Annotated in this window: 12 protein-coding genes, 1 pseudogene and 1 riboswitch; of the genes and pseudogenes, 3 read left to right on the top strand and 10 right to left on the bottom strand. The window is 51.4% G+C overall.

The genetic code is table 11. The annotated features are described in order from the left end of the window. Positions 1 to 71: 71 nt before the first annotated feature. From ade to pnuC, 3 genes and pseudogenes are all read right to left on the bottom strand, one after another. Positions 72 to 1751 (bottom strand): annotated as a pseudogene (gene ade, locus EKN00_RS06525) (adenine deaminase). A 205-nt stretch (positions 1752 to 1956) separates the two neighbouring features. After that, positions 1957 to 2055, bottom strand: a riboswitch (purine riboswitch). Positions 2056 to 2254: 199 nt separating this feature from the next. Beyond that, on the bottom strand, positions 2255 to 2818 hold the full coding sequence (efp, locus tag EKN00_RS06520) for an elongation factor P (RefSeq protein ID WP_127849337.1): 564 nt from the start codon (positions 2816 to 2818) through the stop codon (positions 2255 to 2257). Positions 2819 to 3309: 491 nt separating this feature from the next. Beyond that, the gene (gene pnuC, locus EKN00_RS06515; RefSeq protein ID WP_241559468.1) at positions 3310 to 4080 is read right to left on the bottom strand and encodes a nicotinamide riboside transporter PnuC; all 771 of its coding nucleotides are present in this window, start codon (positions 4078 to 4080) and stop codon (positions 3310 to 3312) included. Between the two features lie 494 nt (positions 4081 to 4574). On the opposite strand from pnuC, the gene fba reads away from it, so the two are divergent. After that, positions 4575 to 5456 carry a class II fructose-1,6-bisphosphate aldolase gene (fba, locus tag EKN00_RS06510; protein WP_127849336.1) on the top strand — a complete coding sequence of 294 codons (882 nt, stop codon included), beginning with the start codon at positions 4575 to 4577 and terminating at the stop codon, positions 5454 to 5456. Between the two features lie 117 nt (positions 5457 to 5573). Here fba and EKN00_RS06505 read toward each other — a convergent pair whose 3' ends face one another. The 7 genes from EKN00_RS06505 to EKN00_RS06475 all read right to left on the bottom strand — a co-directional run bounded on the left by EKN00_RS06505 (position 5574) and on the right by EKN00_RS06475 (position 14523). Next, the gene (locus tag EKN00_RS06505) at positions 5574 to 6911 is read right to left on the bottom strand and encodes an EAL domain-containing protein (protein ID WP_164848055.1); all 1338 of its coding nucleotides are present in this window, start codon (positions 6909 to 6911) and stop codon (positions 5574 to 5576) included. A 126-nt stretch (positions 6912 to 7037) separates the two neighbouring features. Next, complete coding sequence (locus EKN00_RS06500; protein WP_127849334.1) at positions 7038 to 8924, bottom strand: sensor domain-containing diguanylate cyclase; 1887 nt, start codon at positions 8922 to 8924, stop codon at positions 7038 to 7040. Positions 8925 to 9500: 576 nt separating this feature from the next. After that, complete coding sequence (locus tag EKN00_RS06495; protein WP_127849333.1) at positions 9501 to 10205, bottom strand: ABC transporter ATP-binding protein; 705 nt, start codon at positions 10203 to 10205, stop codon at positions 9501 to 9503. Beyond that, complete coding sequence (locus EKN00_RS06490) at positions 10192 to 10983, bottom strand: ABC transporter ATP-binding protein (RefSeq protein ID WP_127849332.1); 792 nt, start codon at positions 10981 to 10983, stop codon at positions 10192 to 10194. Before EKN00_RS06490 ends, EKN00_RS06495 begins: the two co-directional genes overlap by 14 nt. Next, positions 10980 to 11927, bottom strand: coding sequence for a branched-chain amino acid ABC transporter permease (locus EKN00_RS06485; RefSeq protein ID WP_127849331.1), 948 nt, complete (start codon positions 11925 to 11927; stop codon positions 10980 to 10982). Before EKN00_RS06485 ends, EKN00_RS06490 begins: the two co-directional genes overlap by 4 nt. A gap of 306 nt (positions 11928 to 12233) precedes the next feature. Next, positions 12234 to 13112 carry a branched-chain amino acid ABC transporter permease gene (locus EKN00_RS06480; protein WP_127849330.1) on the bottom strand — a complete coding sequence of 293 codons (879 nt, stop codon included), beginning with the start codon at positions 13110 to 13112 and terminating at the stop codon, positions 12234 to 12236. 217 nt (positions 13113 to 13329) lie between these two features. Continuing rightward, a complete protein-coding gene (locus EKN00_RS06475; protein WP_127849329.1) occupies positions 13330 to 14523 on the bottom strand; it encodes an ABC transporter substrate-binding protein in 1194 nt (397 codons plus the stop codon). Between the two features lie 1638 nt (positions 14524 to 16161). Between EKN00_RS06475 and brnQ the strand changes: the two genes are divergently transcribed. Together brnQ and EKN00_RS06465 are read left to right on the top strand one after the other, a co-directional pair. After that, complete coding sequence (gene brnQ / locus EKN00_RS06470; protein WP_127849328.1) at positions 16162 to 17547, top strand: branched-chain amino acid transport system II carrier protein; 1386 nt, start codon at positions 16162 to 16164, stop codon at positions 17545 to 17547. Positions 17548 to 18127: 580 nt separating this feature from the next. Then, a complete protein-coding gene (locus EKN00_RS06465) occupies positions 18128 to 19264 on the top strand; it encodes a GGDEF domain-containing protein (protein ID WP_127849327.1) in 1137 nt (378 codons plus the stop codon). Positions 19265 to 19489: the final 225 nt, after the last annotated feature.

The raw sequence follows: 19489 nt of genomic DNA, 5'->3' as shown, positions 1-19489 counted from the left end.
AATCACGGCATGGCTGGGTTCTTTTTTGCCATCGCACTTGCGAGCCGGTGCCTTTGGTCTGCCGCTCGCCGTTAATCCGCCGCGTTTGCCACCACCGGGATAAAGCTGAAGCTATCAAAATCAAACAGGCCCTGGTCCGTCAACTTAATGGACGGAATCACCGGTAACGTCAAGAATGATAACGTGATGAACGGGTCGTAGTCGACGTCGTGGCTGATTGTCCCGAATGCCTGACGCAACGTGCGCATCTGGTCGGCAACAACGTGGTACGGCTGGTCGCTCAGCAAACCGCCAATCCGCAGCGGCACGGTTGCCAGCACCGCATCTTCGGTTGCCACGCTAAACCCACCGTCAGTTTTCGTAATTGCAGCGATGGCATTCATAATGGCGGCATCACTGCTGCCAACTGCAACAATGTTGTGCGCATCGTGGGCCACGGAGCTCGCAATCGCCCCGCCCGTGAGTTTGAAGCCTTGCACCAGACCGACACCGACACAGCCGGTATTGTGGTGGCGTTCAACCACAACCATTTTCAAAATGTCGCGGCTCGTATCGGCGACAAATTCACCATTTTCACCGCTCACTTCTAGCTGCAGGTGGTCCGTCGTGATGTGATTTGGCTGCACGCCAATCACGTGCGCCTTTGCCCCGGCATCCGGCACAGCCAGTCTGAGGTCGCTTGGCTGCAGGTGGTGGTTAATCTTGGTCGCGGAAAACTCCAGTGGCGTCGTGGCCGGTTCGCCGTCCTGCCACTGACCAGACTTCATCACGCGAGCAATCTTAACGGTGTTCACATCATCGAGAACGACCAGGTCGGCCAGCTGCCCGGCAGAAAGGCTGCCCCGATCGGTGAGCCGGTGGGCCGTGGCCGCATTGAAACTGGCCATCGTGTACACGGTGCTTGCCCGCAATCCCGCCGCAATGCTCATCTTAATGTTGCGGTCAATGGAACCTTCTGTCATCAAATCACCAATCGTCTTGTCGTCAGTGCAAAAGGCAAAGCGCCCGGCGTTGTCCTCAGTCACGGCCTGAACCGTGGTGGCAACATCCCGCTCAACTGTCCCCTCGCGCAAAAAGACGTACATCCCCGCGTTCACCCGGTCGAGTGCTTCTTCTACCGTGCTGCTTTCGTGATCGGTGTCCATCCCGTTTGCGACCATCACCTCGAGCTGCGCCGCGTTCAGACCCGCACCGTGACCGTCCGCGTGGTGGCCATTAGCGTAGGCGTCGCGAACCTTGGCCAGCGTGTCGGCATCACCCCGCGCGACCGCACCTTAATCCATCACTTCGGCCAACCCATTAACCTCGGGCTGCGCGTACAGTGGCCGCAAATCAGCGGCAGTGAGCGTGGCGCCATTGTGGTCAAACGGCACACAGGGAACGGATGACGGCAACATGTACCGCACATCAAGTGGTGTCTGCTTGGCGTCATCAATCAAATACTGAATACCCGCCACCCCGGCAACGTTGGCTAATTCGTGGGGGTCGGCAACGATGGTCGTCACCCCGTGCTTCAGCAAAATTTTGCCGATTTCACTTGGTGTCACCTGCGCGCTTTCCACGTGCACGTGCGCATCGATGAAACCGGGCACGATGTACTTGCCGGTTAGATCGAGTGTCTGCCGCGCAACCAGCGGCGCGTCTTTCAAGCGTGAAACTACCTTATCTCCGTCTATCCATAAAGACGTCTCTTCGAACTGTCGTGTGTATACGTTCAGCACGTGCGCACCAGTAATTTCTAGGTCAATCAAGGGGTAAACCTCACTTTTCTTGGTCAATCGTGGGTAACAATCTTGTCAGCTTCGCATTTAAGTTGCTGCGCTGACAGGGGCGTTGCGCGCGATTGAGCTAATTTTGCATACCCCACTACCTAATTCGCAAATATGGCCCAGTACATAAAAACGGGCTACCCAAATTGGGCACCCCGCCTTATCACTAAACAGCACGGGCGCCACCGAACGCGCCCATGCGTGCTATAGTCTCAAGTTTATGGCTTGAGGTAGAAACTGGCCGTCCATATCACGGCATTATATAGCAGGTATATTGTTAGCAAGTATACTCCCTTTTTCCTGGACGTCAAATCCGAACGTTCGGCGCGGGTCACGCCAAAAGCTGGGCGTCGTCCGTCCGCTTAATCACGGTGAAACGGCCATGGCCAACTGCCGCGCATAATAAAAATCCCCAGGCTGACCGCAACGGGTCGACCTGGGGATTCTTATCTTGGCAAGGGCCGCGAACTATTGTTGCTTAATTATTAGTCTGTAGCGCGCTTGGAGTAGGTACCCTTGTCCGTGTTGATGATCAGCTTTTCGCCTTCCTTGATGAAGTCAGGCACGTTCACAACCAGACCGGTTTCCATGGTTGCAGGCTTACCACCACCGGTAACGGAACCACCCTTGATGGAAGGGCTGGTTTCGGTAACGGTCAGGGTTACGGTACTTGGCAGGTTAATCCCAATTACTTCAGAGCCGTAGAAGTCAATCTTGACGTTCGTGTTAGGCAACAGGTAAAGGAGTTCGTCCTTGATGCTGTCTTCGGGCAGTTCGTACTGTTCGTAGGTTTCAAGATCCATGAAGTAGGCCGTGTCATCCTGCAGGTAGAGGTATTGTGCGTCCTTGGTTTCAAGAATTGCCTGTTCAACACGTTCGGTTGGGCGCATCGTGGTCTGCACGATGGAACCAGAACGAACATCGTACAGCTTCATCTGCATAACGGTGTTACCCTTACCTGGCTTGTGGTGGTTGGTTTCAAGGACCTTAATCAGCTTGCCATCCTTTTCAAAAGCCATGCCACGCTTCAAATCAATTGCATCAATCATGTTATTTCTCCTTATCGACTCACGATGAGTCATCGCAAGTTTGTCTACAGTTTGCCCCTGCCGCGGGGTCAAACCAACTAAATATCCACACCATGACGGCTGATTGCCGCCATATCCACTACGCGCAGTGCACGTTCGGGGGCGGCGACAGCGGAACGACCAACGCGTTCCGGCTCTCCGAGAAGTAAATAAACATCATTATCTCCATACGTCGTGGGTCACCCCACCAGATTAGTGGCCAACTCGACCAGTCCTATTCAGTATACAAAACTTCTCCGAAAAATACGAACGCAGTGCGGTGGAAATTATCTTCATCAGTCAAAATTCTCGTGAAACGCCGCGGTGGAGACGCCGGACACGAAGGATAGCTTATAGCCGTATTCCAAAAAAGCGCCCCGGGACGCCGGATAGTCCGGAATCTCAGGGCGCTTATGGGGCCAAAACACAGCTCAACCGCTTAATGGGTGGAGATAGATGCAAGCCACGTGATTCTACTTGGCCTGAACCTCGGCGTAGTGCTTCGCGGACCATGGGGAGTAGAACTTCCCGTAGACAGCGGTCACAAAGTACGTGAGCGTCACAACGAGCATTGGCAGGGAACTCTGGGAGTAGCCACCCTTAAGCGCCGTGAACCACAGCAGCACGTTGACCACGTCTTCAGCCAGCCACAACGTGTACGTATCGTTGTAGTGGAACACAATCATGACCGAAGCAGTCGCCCCGATGGACAGCACGAGGGAATCCCACAGTGGGTTCGTATCGTGCAGTGCGGTGTAGGCGTGGAACATGGTGAACCAGAGCACCGCAATCACGGCGAGGACGATAATCCAGCCACGCACGTTCAGGTGCCGTAATTTTGCGTCGAAATCTTCACCCCAGGTGCGCCACTTAACCATGAGTGGCAGGTCGATACACAAAACAAAGACGGTCTGGTCAAGAACGGAGGCAAAGTGGCCCGCGTTCCAGTTAACGTAGATAAAACCGATTGCGGAGATGAAGCCAAGCAACCCGTTAACTGACTTGCCAACCATCATTGCGCACACGCAGAGGAGGCCGAACACGGTTGCGGCGAACGTAATCGTCGTGGTCATGTTAATTTGGTTCGTCAGGAACAAGCAGAGCTGGAAGGATACCCCAAACCAGAACATGCTCCAAGGAGTGGCGTCCCAACCTGAGAGTTCGGATAAGATCCACTGCCAATAATTACCTTCAAAACGCTTCTCCTGCGTCTTCTTCTGTACTTCGTCAAACTGTTGTTCCATTTGGGAATCCTTCTTTCTGCTATTAGGCCGCGCAAACGCGCCGCCTTGTCCTCACTGCTAATCCCTATATGTAGTAGTGATTCAAAAATATATTGCATTTTACCCACGACATCTTGAATGGCATCGCAAGTTCAATGCTTAATATGATACTCATCTTTGAGTCATAGGTAAAGGCGATAATTGCCGATAGAACAAACACATTGTCAGTAAACCGTGCCAATACGGCTCGCAGTGACCCATAAAAAAACCAAAATTCATCCACACAAAAAGATGGCTCCGCTTTCATGAAAACGAGTGGGCCACACATGCGGTTGTGTAAAATGTGCGCAAAACCGCTACACAGCGGGATTATTGGACAAACTTGCGCATGCGATTTGTTTTTTCTGTTCGCAAATGCGAATAATTCGCGTTTTTGTCGCTTAGGTATTTCCCCTGCATTCAGAAAGTGTGTTAGAATAAATGAGTAAAAAATAAATCTAGGAGGGCTTTATCTAATGCCTTTAGTACATGGTACTGAATTGTTTGCAGCGGCTCGTAAGGGTCACTACGCCGTTGGTGCTTTCAACACCAACAACCTCGAATGGACTCGCGCTATCCTTTCCGCAGCTCAGGAAAAGAACGTTCCTGTTCTTATCCAAACCTCTATGGGTGCTGCTAAGTACATGGGTGGCTACGAACTTTGCCAGAAGCTCATCGAAGCAACTGTTAAGGCTATGGACATCACTGTTCCTGTTGTTATCCACCTTGACCACGGTAACTTCGAAGCTGCTAAGGAAGCAATTGCTGCCGGCTACAACTCCGTAATGTTCGACGGCCACGACCTGCCTTTCGAAGAAAACTTGGCTAAGACCAAGGAAATCGTTGCTTTGGCACACGCCAAGGGCATTTCCGTTGAAGCCGAAGTTGGTTCTATCGGTGGTGAAGAAGACGGTATCATCGGTGAAGGTGAACTTGCCGATGTTGAAGAAGCAAAGCAGATCGCCGCAACCGGCGTTGACTTCCTTGCTGCTGGTATTGGTAACATTCACGGTCAGTACCCAGCTAACTGGAAGGGTCTGAACTTCGAACGTCTCCAGGAACTTGCAGACGCTGTTGAACAGCCACTTGTTCTCCACGGTGGTTCCGGTATCCCTCAGGAACAGGTTGAAAAGGCTATTTCCATGGGTGTTGCTAAGCTCAACATCAACACCGAATGCCAGCTCGCCTTCGCTAAGGCTACCCGTGCATACATCGAAGCAGGTAAGGACCAAGTTGGTAAGGGCTTTGACCCTCGCAAGCTTCTCAAGCCTGGTACAGATGCCATCTCCGATACCGTTAAGGAAATCATCGGCTGGATGGGCACCAAGCCTGTTAAGCTTGTTCCAGAAGAACTGTAATTCACGTTCATCTGAACAACAAAAAAGCAATCCGTTCGCGGATTGCTTTTTTTGTTGTCCAAATTATTCTAGGTCAAAAAATGAGTTCACCAGCTGTGTAGTGAACTCATTTTAGCTTTATTTAGTTGGTAATTGCGGCCGACCGTAGTAATAACCTTGCAGGTACTGGACCCGCAGCTTTTCCTTAGCGAACTTCTCGTCATCCTTGTTCTCGATACCTTCCATGATGAAGTCGATATCGTATTCGGCCGCCAGATCATACCAGAAGTGCATCCGGTCACTCAGGTTGGCGGTGTCGTTGTAGCGGCGCAAATTCTGCATCCCGAATTTCACCCCGTCGATGTACGGCATGATGCCCTGCAACCCTTCAAAGTGGTTGTCACTGCCCACGTCATCAATGGCAATCCGAATGTCGGCATCGTGGTACTTCGGTGCAACTCGCTGCATTTCTTCCAGCGTCGGGGCGTGGGTCAATTCAATGATGAGCCCCTTGAGCTTATCGCTGGTCCGTGCGAAGTCAGTCAGCCGGTGCATGGTGTTCTCATCGACGAAATCTTCCGCGCTCATGTTTAGCGCCACGCGCGGTTCGTCGACGTTCTCCAGGACCTTTTCAATCAAATCAATTTGCTTGCCAATGGACACATCAAAACTCTTGGGCACGGTCCAGCGGTCGTTAGCGTAGTCGTACACGCGCAGCAATAGTTCGTAGGCCATCAGGCGCCGCTTGCTCGAGGTCACATCGACCATGGGCTGCACGAAGAACGCGTAGGTCTTATTCTCGGTTTTGACCTCGTCCTTTTTGGCGGCGAGGCGCATTGCAGCCGCGTTTTCGGTCAGTTGCCGACTTTGCTTGCTGTCATCAATGTGCTGATGCATGACGAAGTAAGCAACGCACAGACCGGCAACCAGTGTTTGCGTTAAAGCTTGGTAACTGGCCGTGTTCACGCCAAACGCCAGTAGCCAGTAGCTAATGGCAATTAACGCGGAAAAAGCAAAGCTGATTGTAGCGTTGACCCACTTGCCTTTGACGGTCAGCCAAGCCGCGATAACGCCCAATACTAGGGTCACCGCCAAGACACCGCCAAGGCTCGCAGCATCGGTGGTTGCAACGCTGGCAGCAATACCCGCCAGCAGCGCCGCAACCCGGACACCCGCCTCCCACACGTGCAGGCCAGGCATCATCAGCGAGCTAACAATCAGCACGAGCCCCACGCTAGCCGCAAGCTGTGCGTAAGTACTCAGCACCGCAAAGCGAGCGGTGGCCATGAGCCCAACGCCAATCACAATCACGACTAAGTTGAGCATTACGCGTACCAACTGCATTACGCTGTGCGACGTTTGGTTTGTTTGCGTTAAACGCCACAAATTGTGGTATAACGTCGTCGCCCCCACTGCCGCCAGCGCTGCAATGATTGTTTGCATAATGAATGCAGGCGTGCTTAGAGTTTCTACCATAACTATTCCTTCCCGCATACTTGAACAACCCCCCGAGGATGCCTAATTCAAGATGCCAGTAAAGTCCACTTCCTATTCTTACTACCTATAGAGTACCAGCAATTAATTAGTACACAATAACAAATTTTAATCTAGACGTGGCAATTCTGGCCGATCATAGTAGTAGCCCTGCAAATACCGCGCATGCAGCTTAGTAACCGCATATTCAGCATCGGCACTATTTTCGATACCTTCCATGATGAAGTCAATTTCATACTTGTTGGCCAGCTTCGCCCAGAACGACATTCGCTCTTCCAGGTTGGCCGTGTCGTGGGCACTACGCAGATTCTGCATGGCGAACTTCACCCCATCAATGTACGGCAGCAGGCTCTTCAGCGCTTCAAAGTGGTTGTCGCTCCCCACGTCGTCAATGGCAATCCGAATCCCCGCCTTGTGGTAGACGAGCGCCATCTGCTGCATCACGGCAAGTGCTGGCACCTGCACCAGTTCAACAATGAGTCCCGCAAGTTCCGGCGTGCTCTGCTTGAAGTCCGCGAGTTTTTCGGCAACCCGTATTGAGGCGAACTGATTCATCGTGAGGTTCAGGGCAACGTCCTTGCAACTCGAATTTCGCAGCGCCTCAATCATCAGCGCAATTTGTGTTTCCACCGTTACGTTGAATGAGGGCGGCACAATCCACTTGTCGTGGTCATAATCGTAGACCCGCAGCAACAGCTCGTTGCCGATGACGCTCGGCTCCTTCTTGGATGCATCCACAATCGACTGGGTGAAGAACGTGTACGTCGCGAGCATGCGCTTGGTACTTGTCTTGGTCTCCGTAACACCCTCAAGCGTGATGGTGTCGCGCCCGTTGTGCTTGCTCTGGTACAGGTTGTCGTCCGCGCGCTTGTAGAGATCGTCCACCTTGGCATCACTCGGCTTGAGCGCGGTAATCCCGCACGACATCGTCACAGTGACATCGTAATCCTCATAGGTAAAGTGACTCTTGCGAACCTGGCTCCACGCGTCCTTCATAATTGGCAGCACCGCGCTGGCCGTCATGTTAGGGAACAAAATGTTGAACTCTTCACCACCGGTCCGGTAAACTTGGAGGCCGGATTGATGTTCACGCAGCACCGTCTCCAGTGTCGTCGCAATGCCAACCAGAATGGCGTTACCAGCCAAATGCCCGTAGTGATCGTTAATCTGTTTGAAATGGTCGACGTCCACGGCGGCCATGGTCAGTGGTTCGTTGTTCGCACGTGCATCGTCGAACATCCGCGTGATGTCCTGACGGTAAAGCGCGTAGGTGCGGGCGTTTGTCAGTTGGTCAAAGTTCGCAAGCTTGGCCATTTCATCGTTGTGCTCGTCGGTCCGGTGCTGCTGCGTCCAGAATAGCGCAGTGACGACCGCCATCCCGATGAACATAATTACTGCCTGCAGGGTGATAACGAAAATTTTGTGACCATCGCTAGCAAATGGCGGCAGTAGCGCCCAGAAAATCACCGCGATGTAAGTGAACGAAGCCAGGTTGAGCCAAATGTTGTAGCGGATTTGCTCGTGAAACTTGCGCATAACTAACACTGCGACCAGCAACAGAGCCAGCGAAATCGGAAACTGGATGCGGTCATAATTCATGTTGTGGTGCATAAACCAAACCCACAGCGCCCCCGCCACGCGCACTAGATATTCCCAGTTGTTGATGTGTTCATCCAGGAAGGTAAATACCAGCATGAACAGTCCCATGTTGTGGAACATCATTGCGTCCTGGTAGGTCAGATACCCCATAAAGTGCAGGATAGTCCCGGTCCCGATTGACATAATCGGTAACGCAATCCGCGCCAAGATGCGCAGGTACCCCGGTTTTTCCTGTTCCCCATTGCTAAAGGCGTAACGGGAAAGACGTGAATAGTAACTAACAAAGCCAGCGGTGAAGCAGCCGGCCAGCAGGACATCAACCACGAGCATAGGCGTGGGCATGATGTGTAAGCTCAGCATCATGTTGATTTTTAGCCCCAAAATATTAATGACCATGGTCAGGATATTCCTCCAAATAAAGAGCACAAGCACGCGCAATAACCGTTCTTTTCACAGCCAAGTTGATACTATTTCCTCAACTCAACCGCCAATAGTTTATTATTTCTATTATAATTTAGTTTGTGGTTTAAATAAACAATTTTTCTTAGTAAAGACACATCTTTTCGCCATTTTTCAGATTTAGTGCCGTTATTTGTTTAACCCGGTTAATCAGCTGCCGTCAGCCAACCACGTGTACAACGTTGATATCGCGGGCCGTGCACCTGCAAAAGTGCATTTTAGCATCAGACCAAGCTAGTTATTTTCGATAAGCGACAATTTACACGTTAAAGAACGAAATTCGGCCTTCTTACCATCCATCCCCAGCAGCTACACTAGTTATCTACTCACGGTGGTGTTGCTCCAGAGTTTTCCGGTGAACGTTATGGTAAAAACAAAATGATGCGCAGTACACCACATTATTACTGGTAAAAAAAGACCCGTGCACGGAATAATTCCGCGCGCGGATCTCACTAGTCATATTCATATTAGCTGCCAACTATTTGCGGCATCAGTGACTAACTATCAGCCAGCTTATCCGCCCAGGTAAGCAGACTTGACCTGCTCATTTGCAAGCAGTTCCTTGCCGGTGCCGGTCATCTTGACCTCACCACTAGCAAGTACATAGCCACGATCCGCGATGCTGAGTGCCTGCTTGGCGTTCTGTTCAATCAGCAAAATGGTTGTACCCTGCTCGTTAATGGTTTGGATGATTTCAAAAATCTTCTGGATGTAGATTGGCGATAACCCCATTGATGGTTCGTCAAGCAGCAGCAGTTTCGGTTTAGCCATCAGTGCCCGCGCCATTGCGAGCATCTGCTGTTCACCACCAGAAAGCGTCGCAGCATCCTGCTTCTTGCGCTCCGCCAACACGGGGAAGTGCGCGAAGATATTATCGAACGTGGCGGACATATCCGTTCCGCGTTTGTGAATGAAGCCACCCATCTCGAGGTTCTCCATCACCGTCATGCCCGCAAAGATGTGCCGGCCCTCTGGCACCTGGGAAATCCCCGCCTTCACGATGGCAGCGGCGCTCGCATTCTGGATGGCCTTGTCTTCATACGTGATGAGGCCGGATTTGGGGCGCATAATGCCGGAAATCGTCTTTAAAATGGTCGACTTACCAGCACCATTCGCGCCAATCAGCGTCACAATTTCACCGGTGTGCACTTCGAAGCTGACATCGCGGACCGCCTTAATTCCGCCGTAATTAACGTTTAGATTACTAACCTTCAGCAACTGGTGCACCCCCTAAGTATGACGCCACAACTTCTGCATTATTCCTAATTTCACTCGGCGTGCCCTCAGCGATTAGACTCCCGTGATCCAGCACGTAAATACGCTGCACCAGGTTCATGACCAGCGCCATGTCGTGTTCAATCAGGATAACGGTTACGTCATAGTCCGCCTGGATTTTCTTAATCAAGGCCATCAGTGCCGCCGTTTCTTCCGGGTTCATCCCCGCCGCTGGTTCGTCCAGGAAGAGCAGTGACGGCTTAGTGGCCAGCGCCCGCACAATTTCCACGCGCCGCTGCTCACCATACGGCAATTCCCCGGCAATACTGCGGCCGATGCGCTCGAGTCCGAAGTCCTTGAGCAATGCCTTGGCCTCATCGGTGATGGCCTGCTCCTTTTTATAGAAGGAAGGCAACCGGAGCATTGTTTCGGCAAAATTCTCCCGTGTGCGGTGCGTCATGGCAATACGGACGTTATCAAGCACGGTCAAATCCGAAAACAGACGAATGTTTTGGAAGGTGCGGCTCATTCCAGCGGCGGCAACCTGATCGGCGCGCTTACCGTTAACCTTCATCGTGCCCTTGGCGGTGGTAAACGTGATGGTCCCGCTTGTGGGCGTGTTTACCCCCGTCAGCATGTTGAACAGTGTAGTTTTGCCCGCACCATTTGGCCCAATGAGTGCGATGAGTTCACCGGCATCAACAGTCATCGACACATCTGAAACAGCCTTCAGTCCGCCAAACTGTTGCGTCACGTGGTCAACTTGAAGTAAGTGTGTCATTCCGCTCGTGCCCCCTTCTTACCAACGTGCTTAAACGACAGTTCCCAGCGGCCGAGCAGACCACCCGGCTTGAAGACCATCAGCAGAATCAGTGCCAGCGCATAAATCACCATCCGCAGCGTCCCGAAGTTCTGGAGCACCGTGTCGATGATGCCAAGGACAACCGCCGCAACGACGGTCCCAGTCAAACTGCCGGCGCCACCTAAGACAACGATAATCAATATGGCGATGGAATTCATGATGCCGAATTCACTTGGCGAAATTGTCTGGATGTACGACGCGTGGAGGGAACCACCAACCGCGGCAGTCGCGGCCCCGAAGACAAATGCCGCGAGCTTCCATTTCGTCGTGTTAATCCCCATCGCTTCCGCAGCAATGTCGTCTTCACGCACCGACATCACGGCCCGGCCGGCACGACTGTGGACAAAGTTGGCAATCATGATAATCGTAATGCACATGACCACGTACACGACTGGCCACGTTGCGTACTGGGGAATGTTGAAGAGGCCGGCCGGCCCGTTTGTGATTTTGAGGTTGTTAATCACAACACGGATAATTTCGGAAGCACCCATCGTGGCAATCGCCAGGTAGTCCCCGCGTAGACGCAGCGTGGGCACCCCAATGATAATCGCCGCGATGATTGCAATAACGACGCCAACCGCCACGGACAGCCAAAAACCAATTGGGCTGTCCATTGTTTGCAGCATAATTCCCGTCGCGTAGGCACCAATCGCCATGAACCCGGCGTGGCCAAGCGAGAACTGCCCGGTAAAGCCGATAATCAGATTGAGCCCCATCGCCAAAATAATGTTGATACCAACCGTCACAAACGCGTTCTCCATGAACGTATTAACGATTCCGGTAAACTCCATGGCGTCGATAGCGACAAATCCGAAAACCATGATGAATAGCCAAATGAAATTAGCGCGAATATTTCTTTTCATGTTAATCCTTCCTTGCATAGCCAGTTGCTGGTGACACTCAAAGGTGAAACGGGTGGGTGCTAGTCGAGCTCCGCCACCCTGTTTTTTCCGCTTACCACGAGTATGACTCTGGCGGGAAAAACGCCCGCCAAAGCCATACTCACGGTAATGCTCAAAAGCGATACGGGTGGATGCGCTCTGTGGTCTTAGTCGAGCTCCGCAGCCCTGCTCGTTCCGCTCAGCACGCTCGGACAAGCAATGGCAAAATGCGCCATCACTTGTCCGAGCCAGCTGATGCTCACGAGCAAACCGGGCTGCTCCGCTCTGTTATACCTTTTCCTTGCTCCTCTTCCCGAAAATACCGGATGGCATTACCAGTAGGATGATGATGAGGACAATGTAAACGGCGGCGTCCTTGTATGCTGACAGACCGATTGCTTGGACCATCGTTTCTAGAATCCCGATTAGGAAACCACCGATTGATGCCCCCGGAATGGAGCCGATGCCGCCGACTACCGCCGCGACAAAAGCCTTAATCCCTGGGGTCATCCCCATCAGCGGATCGATAGAGTTGTAGTAAAGGCCAATCAGCACACCACCGGCACCAGCTAGTGCCGAGCCCAGCGCGAAGGTGAACGAGATGACGTGGTTCGGGTTAATTCCCATGAGTTCAGCCGCGTCCGGATCAACGGCAACCGCGCGCATCGCCTTACCCATCTTGGTCTGTTTAATAATAAGCTGGAGGGCCACCATGAGCACCAGCGCCGTGACCAGAATCAGAACCTGCACGTTGGATACGCTGAAACCGCCAAGATGATAGTTGTGCACCTTGATGACCTGCGGGAAATTCCGGGCACTTGCGCCGAAGAAGTACGACATGATGTTTTCAAGGAAGTATGACACACCGATAGCGGTAATTAACGCCGTAATCCGTGGCGCATGCCGCAGTGGTCGGTACGCAAGAAATTCAATCACGACCCCGCAGACGGCAGTAAGTACCATCGCTGAGACTAGGGCAATGAAAAAGTTCACATGCCAGAACCGAATGACGTAATAACCCCAGAAGGCGCCCAGCATGTAGACATCCCCGTGTGCGAAGTTAATCAGTTTGATGACCCCATAAACCATGGTGTAACCCAGCGCCAGCAGTGCATACACACTACCAAGCGATAGGCCGTTGATTAATTGCTGCATTATCGTGTGCAAAATAGTTCCTCCTGCAACCCCGTGACCATAATTTAAGCACAGGGCTGGTTAATTCGATATTCCGACTGATTTTCTGGGGCCCGCCGACACCTTTTGCCATTACTACGCGAAAACGGTGAGTACCAGCCTCGCCGTTTTTGCGTTAAATATTAGGTGAAAAGAAATAAGACGTTTGCTTTAGTCCTTGCTAGCCTCAATGCAATCGGCCAGCGCCTAACTACTTAACGGTAATTGCCTTTTCAACCTTGCCACCGTTCATCTGTTCAATCGCGATTGGCTTTTCTGGGTTGTGCTTAGCGTCAACCGTCATGGTCCCGGTTGCGCCCTTCATGTTCTTGATCTTGGCCATGGCAACGGCAATGTCTTCGGAGTTCACAGACTTAGCCTTTTCGATTGCCGCCTTAACCATGTATACAGAGTCATAAGCAAGTGCGGAGAAGGTTGGTGCTTCGGTGCCGAACTTGTCCTGGAATGCGTCCATGAATGACTTAACCGTCGTGTCGGTGTCGGCACTCTTCGTGGAGAACGGTGTGGTGTAGTAAATATCGTTGGCGTTGGCATTGCCAGCGATTTGGGCCAGCTTAGGATCTGCCATCCCGTCAGAACCGATGATTGGCGTCTTGATGCCTATCTGGCGTGCCTGCTTAACAATCAGCCCAACTTCGGAGTAGTAACCTGGTGCGTAAATTGCATCGAAGCCCTTGTTCTTGATGGCCGTCAGCATAGCGTTGAAGTCCTTGTCCCCTTCCTGGAAGTACTGGGTGGAAACAATGGCACCGCTGAACTGCTTCTTGAAGGCCTTTGCCAGCCCGGTCCCGTAGTCGGAAGAGTTGTCGGCGATGATTGCGACCTTCTTGCCCTTCAGCGTGTTCGTAACAAACTTAGCAGCGGTCTGGCCTTGGTAGCTGTTGTCGAAGCATGACCGGAACACGTACTTTTGCACCTTGCCGTTCTTGTCGAGCGTGTAACCATCGTCGGTTGCTGATGGCGATACGGAAGCTACATTGGCCTTGGTAACATTAGGAATCGCGGCGGTGGAATCGTTCGTCGTTGCGGGTCCGACCACTGCCTGCACCTTGTCGTTGTTCACCAGCTGTGCGGCAACGGAAGCTGAGCCGCTCGTTGTGGACTTGTTGTCGCGGTAGATGGCCTTGATTTTGTACTTTTTGCCGTCAACCTTGATGCCGCCCTTAGAGTTAATCTGGCTCACGGCCAGTTCAATCCCTTGCTTCTGCTGTTCACCATAACCAGCAACGGCACCGGACAGTTCCATGTTGACCCCAATCTTGATGGTGTTGCCGGAAGCGGTGTTCCCCTTTTTGGAGCTGTTTGCGGCGGTGCTGCAACCAGCGAGCATCATCATTGCGGCCATACCGACAGTTGCTGTAGCAATCTTTTTAAAGTTCTTCATGTGTTTTCTCCTCGCGTTGGCGTTGGCCAATCTTTTTTAATGTTGTGATTTGCAATAATAAATATGTGTCAGGCGTGAACCTGGTGTGGCTGCGTAGCCGATATGTGTTAACGCTATGTGTCGAATTAGATCTGAACAAGTGAAACTATGTGGTTGCCGCGCCGCTAGCAACATTTGCTTGCGGCGGGTGATGAATAATTGCAGTGTTGCTTCTTGTAAAATCACAATCGCATATGCTGCATCCTCCTTTTCTAAACCGAGGCCTTGTGCAAAAGAAAAGGCCTCATTGACTTAATCAATGAGGCCTCACTCGCACATTTGCTGAGCCCTCATTGCCAAACACGAACAAGGGCTCAACTGATTGCTAATTACTAGCTAATCGCCGGGTCCTAGGTGTTCAACAACAAGGCAAGGTTTTCAATTGGGGATACAACGTTAGTATTAATATTTGCTGGTTTCATCATGTGTATCTCCTTTCGAAAACTTAATTGATGTCGTTAGCTTAATGCCTTTTTTAATGTTCGTCAACCCTTTTTGTCATTTTTTGTGGCGCAATTTAGCTTTTCATTTGCAGCCAATTACGCTATTCAGCTTCAAATCGGCTTTGTTGCGGGCATTTAGAGCATATACCTGTTGTGAAATTTTTTGGCGAATTATTGTCAGTTTCCGTCACAGGTCACACTATTGCTTAGAAAATGAGTATGGTTCTAATAGATCAGCAGTTTCAAATTTCGAACCTCCAGCTACCAAACCATTATCAGAAATCAAGCTAACTTCGATTCACCCGCGCGTCCCGCGGTGATCAGCCACAGCTGCCTGACTTAAATCTTCCATGTATGGCCGTGAAACATCATGCTCACGCGTAGATTTTTCCCACACCAGCCAACTAGATTCCTGGCGTACACGGCCACAAATGATAAAAAATTAAAGAAAAGTGTTGACAAGCACACCGGATACTCATAAACTGGGTACCAATAAGTAATTGCGACGAGAAAGAACAGTAGTCGGATTTAACCTTCAGCGAGCTGCGTTAGGTGTGAGGCAGCAGGAGCAATCACGATGAACATCCCTTTCGAGCGGACACCGAAGATTAGCCTAGCTAACGAGTAACATGTCATGGGGGGCGCCCAATATCGCGCCAACGTATCGCTAGATCATAGCCGTACGTGTTGAGGCCATTGTGGTGACACATTGGCGCCTTCAAGGTGGTACCGCGCATCACGCCCTTGAATCAATTCCGCAGAGGATTGATTCAAGGGCGTTTTTTGTTGCCATTACTTACACATATCCGGATTCTCCGGCAACCACATATTGTTCCATCCGGCATTAGCCGACACATACTCTTGGCCCTGCGCCACACATAAACACATAGCGTCACTTTTTCACCCAGCAAGAACTGGGACACATAACTAGTTACTGCAAAAGGAGATGGTTCGTCATGGACGACGGCATTATTAACATTTTAAGCACTTCATTCACCGCAATCGTTTCGGCGCACCACCGCTTCTTGCGCTAACTTTTACATAAGCATTTTCCGCGGAGCTCATGTGAACAGTTAGTCGCAAAAGCTACGCGCCTCTATATAACCAGTGCAACACAGAAAAGGATTTCGCGTTAGCACTCCTGGAGGAAAATTTAATGGAATTATCTAAGTCAAAATTCGGCACCAAAAATTATCTCGTTGTAGCTTCAATGTTGTTCGGCCTCTTCTTCGGCGCCGGCAACCTCATCTTCCCGCTCCACTTGGGGCAACTCGCCGGGGGCCACTGGGTTCCCGCGGCACTTGGTTTCTTGGTCACCGCAGTTGTTTTGCCGCTGCTTGCAGTGCTGGCAATCGCCATGACCCATTCTGAAGGGGTATACGACATCGGCAAGCCCCTTGGTGCCTGGTTCGCCCTCACCTTCATGGTCCTCATACACGCAACAATCGGCCCACTGTTCGGCACACCTCGCACGGCCACCGTTCCGTTCACCGTTGGGGTCGCGCCAATGCTGAGCAAGGGCATGCAGCAAACTGGGCTACTCGTCTTCTCCGCCCTCTTCTTCCTCACCGCCTTCCTTTTTTCCTACAAAGAAAGCAAGATCACCGCGGCAGTCGGCAAGTTGCTTAACCCACTGTTTCTCTTACTGCTGTTCGTAGTTTTCCTCATCGGGTTCCTGAACCCAATGGGCAACGCCATGACGCAGGTTGCCACGGCTGAATACCAGCACGCTGGCTTCATGAATGGCTTTTTGCAGGGGTACAACACCATGGATGCCCTCGCCGGTCTCGCCTTTGGGGTCACCGTTGTCACGGCAGTTCGGGGCTTTGGCCTCAAGAAGGATACGGCCGTGGCGAAGGTCACCGCTAAATCCGGGGTCATGGCCACCAGCCTCATCGGGGTCGTTTACTTGGCCCTCATCGTTCTCGGTTCCATGTCCTTGGGCAAGTTCAAGGTCTCAGCTGACGGCGGGGTTGCCTTCAACCAGGTCGTTACGCACTACCTTGGTGCTGCGGGCCACGCCTTCCTCGCCGTGCTCATCACGGTGACCTGCCTGACCACGGCTATCGGCCTCATCGCCGCCTTCGCCCAGGATTTTCACAAGCACTTTAGCCGCGTTTCCTACAAGCAGTGGCTCGCATTCATGAGCTTTGCATCATTTTGCACCGCTAACTTTGGTCTCGACACCATCATTCAGTGGTCAACGCCAATGCTCATGTTCCTCTACCCATTCTCAATGGTGCTGATCCTGCTGTCAGTTACCGGCCGGCTGTTCAACTACGACCGTGTTGTTTACGGATTTGTCGTCGGCTTCACCACACTACCAGCACTGATGGACATGGTCGCATCATTTCCACCAGTTGTTTCTGCCAGCGCGTTCGGTAAGGCGGTTGTTTCCTTCCAGCAAAGTTACCTGCCACTAGCATCCATGGGCCTCGGCTGGCTCGTCCCCGCGCTAGTTGGCCTCGCATTCGGCCTAGCAGTACATTTCTACAAGGTGCACGCTGGACTCGGTGTGTCGAGCGGAGTGATGGAAGATTAATCACAGAGCGGAGTGAGGCGTTTAGAAGTTGAGGACTCTTCGATGTCCATTGCACTAACACCGATAAATCGGTGAGTGCAATTGGCTAGCGTGGCCGCAAACAAGATTGTGCTTTTTGCAATCTTTTTTGGGGACGTGCTAGCCGCAGACTTCTGCCTCACGCAGCTCGACTATCACACAAAGCGTAGTCACCCACAATCTTTTGAGCATTACCGTGAATAAAACCAAAGCATAATTCACCTACACATTTTCCCAATCATTTATTTGAAAGGCGAATACAACTACCACCTACTGAGACAATGAATCGGAATTTGTCACCGCAAAACCAAACCACAATGTTTCGGGCTAAGCATTCGGAGATTTCCCGAAAGTTAGCCACTGAAACGTCTTCTGAATTAACCTATACCAATACCAGAAAAAGCCCACCAGCATGGTGGGTTTTTTCTGTAACTATCAATGAAATAACGGTATTCCGATGAAAACATTTCAAGCTATTCCATGCAAAAAAGGAGGTAGACAGCCACCTCTTGTGCTATAATTGTGAACTGAAACTGATATGTAAGGGGAGAGGGGGAATAACATGGCCGCGGTTGGATTACGTGTGACAACATTTTTAACAAACTTCATTGTTTTGCTGGCATTCATCTATTTATACGATTGGCTGCAAACCAACGAAAAGCTGGAATGGACCGGTAAATATCGAAACGCCCTGCTCATTCTGGTTACCGTTGCATTCCTCCTTTTCTTCCACACATCATCGGTGCTGAGCATCATGAATCAGCAGAACTCCATTGGGTATGGGTGGACCTTCCTCAACTTCCAAATTGCAACGATTTACTATGCGCTATTATCCACGCGCACCCGGTCGATGCTCATTTCATTAATCGCCATAATTGCCATTTGGTTCGTCTGGATGCCCGCTTTCAGATTCTGGGTCCCCATCACCATCTCGACCTTGATCCTCTTCTGGGCAATTCAACGCTACACTCACCTCATCGCGCACAGTCGTCTGCGGTTCTACATTGTTGGTTTTCTGCTCTCGACCCCGTTTTTCATCGCGAACTACTACGGCCTGAAGGGGATTGACGTCGGCTGGATTTGGCAGATAGCCTCGATGTTCATCATCCTGGCAACAATCTGGGAGCTTAATAGCCGGCTAACCATGCACTCCGAGCAGGAATCCGAGTTGGTCCACGACGCGACCATCGACGACCTCACCCAAATCGCCAACTTCCGCAGTTTCGATGCCGACCTGCACGCCGCGTACAATCGCTACGTTGATCATCAAGAGCTTTACGCACTGTACACACTCGACATTGACCACTTCAAGCGCATCAACGACCGTTATGGGCACCTTGCCGGCAACGAGGTTCTGAAGGCCGTCTCCCAGCAGCTACGCGAAATTACGGGCAACATTGAATACGAGGCGCGCACCTACCGCACCGGCGGGGAAGAATTCAGTATTCTTCTCTTCGACGTTGTGGAGAGCATGGACCGGGCAACCGAAATCTCTCGGGAAATTAGCAAAAAGCTAAGCCAACTCAGCTTCACGTTCAACGGCGATACGGTCCACATTACCATTTCCTTGGGTCAAGACCGAGCTACGGCTGACGACAAGAACTACCTCGACATTTACAACCGGGCCGACCAGTACCTGTACAGTTCCAAGAACAACGGCCGTGACGCCCTCACAATTCGTGGGGTCACGCTTCGGTAAAACAATTGAGTCCCGCACAAAGTTAATTTCATCTTTGTGTGGGCTTTTTTTGTACGAAGAATCACGTGCTAATCCCAACCGTAAAACGAAAATAATGTGTACCACTGAACAACCGGCCAAACCGCGCAAGCAAGCTTATTGGAAGCCCTTTAATAACAATATTTATGTGGTAATATTAAGGTGGTTATGTATGATTTGTATCGTTTAGGTGTAGTGGCTGGTGCC

The organism is Lacticaseibacillus hulanensis, from assembly GCF_004010095.1.
Lineage (GTDB): Bacteria > Bacillota > Bacilli > Lactobacillales > Lactobacillaceae > Lacticaseibacillus > Lacticaseibacillus hulanensis.
Note: the sequence above shows the minus strand (reverse complement) of the source record. Positions and strands in the feature narration are given on the sequence as shown.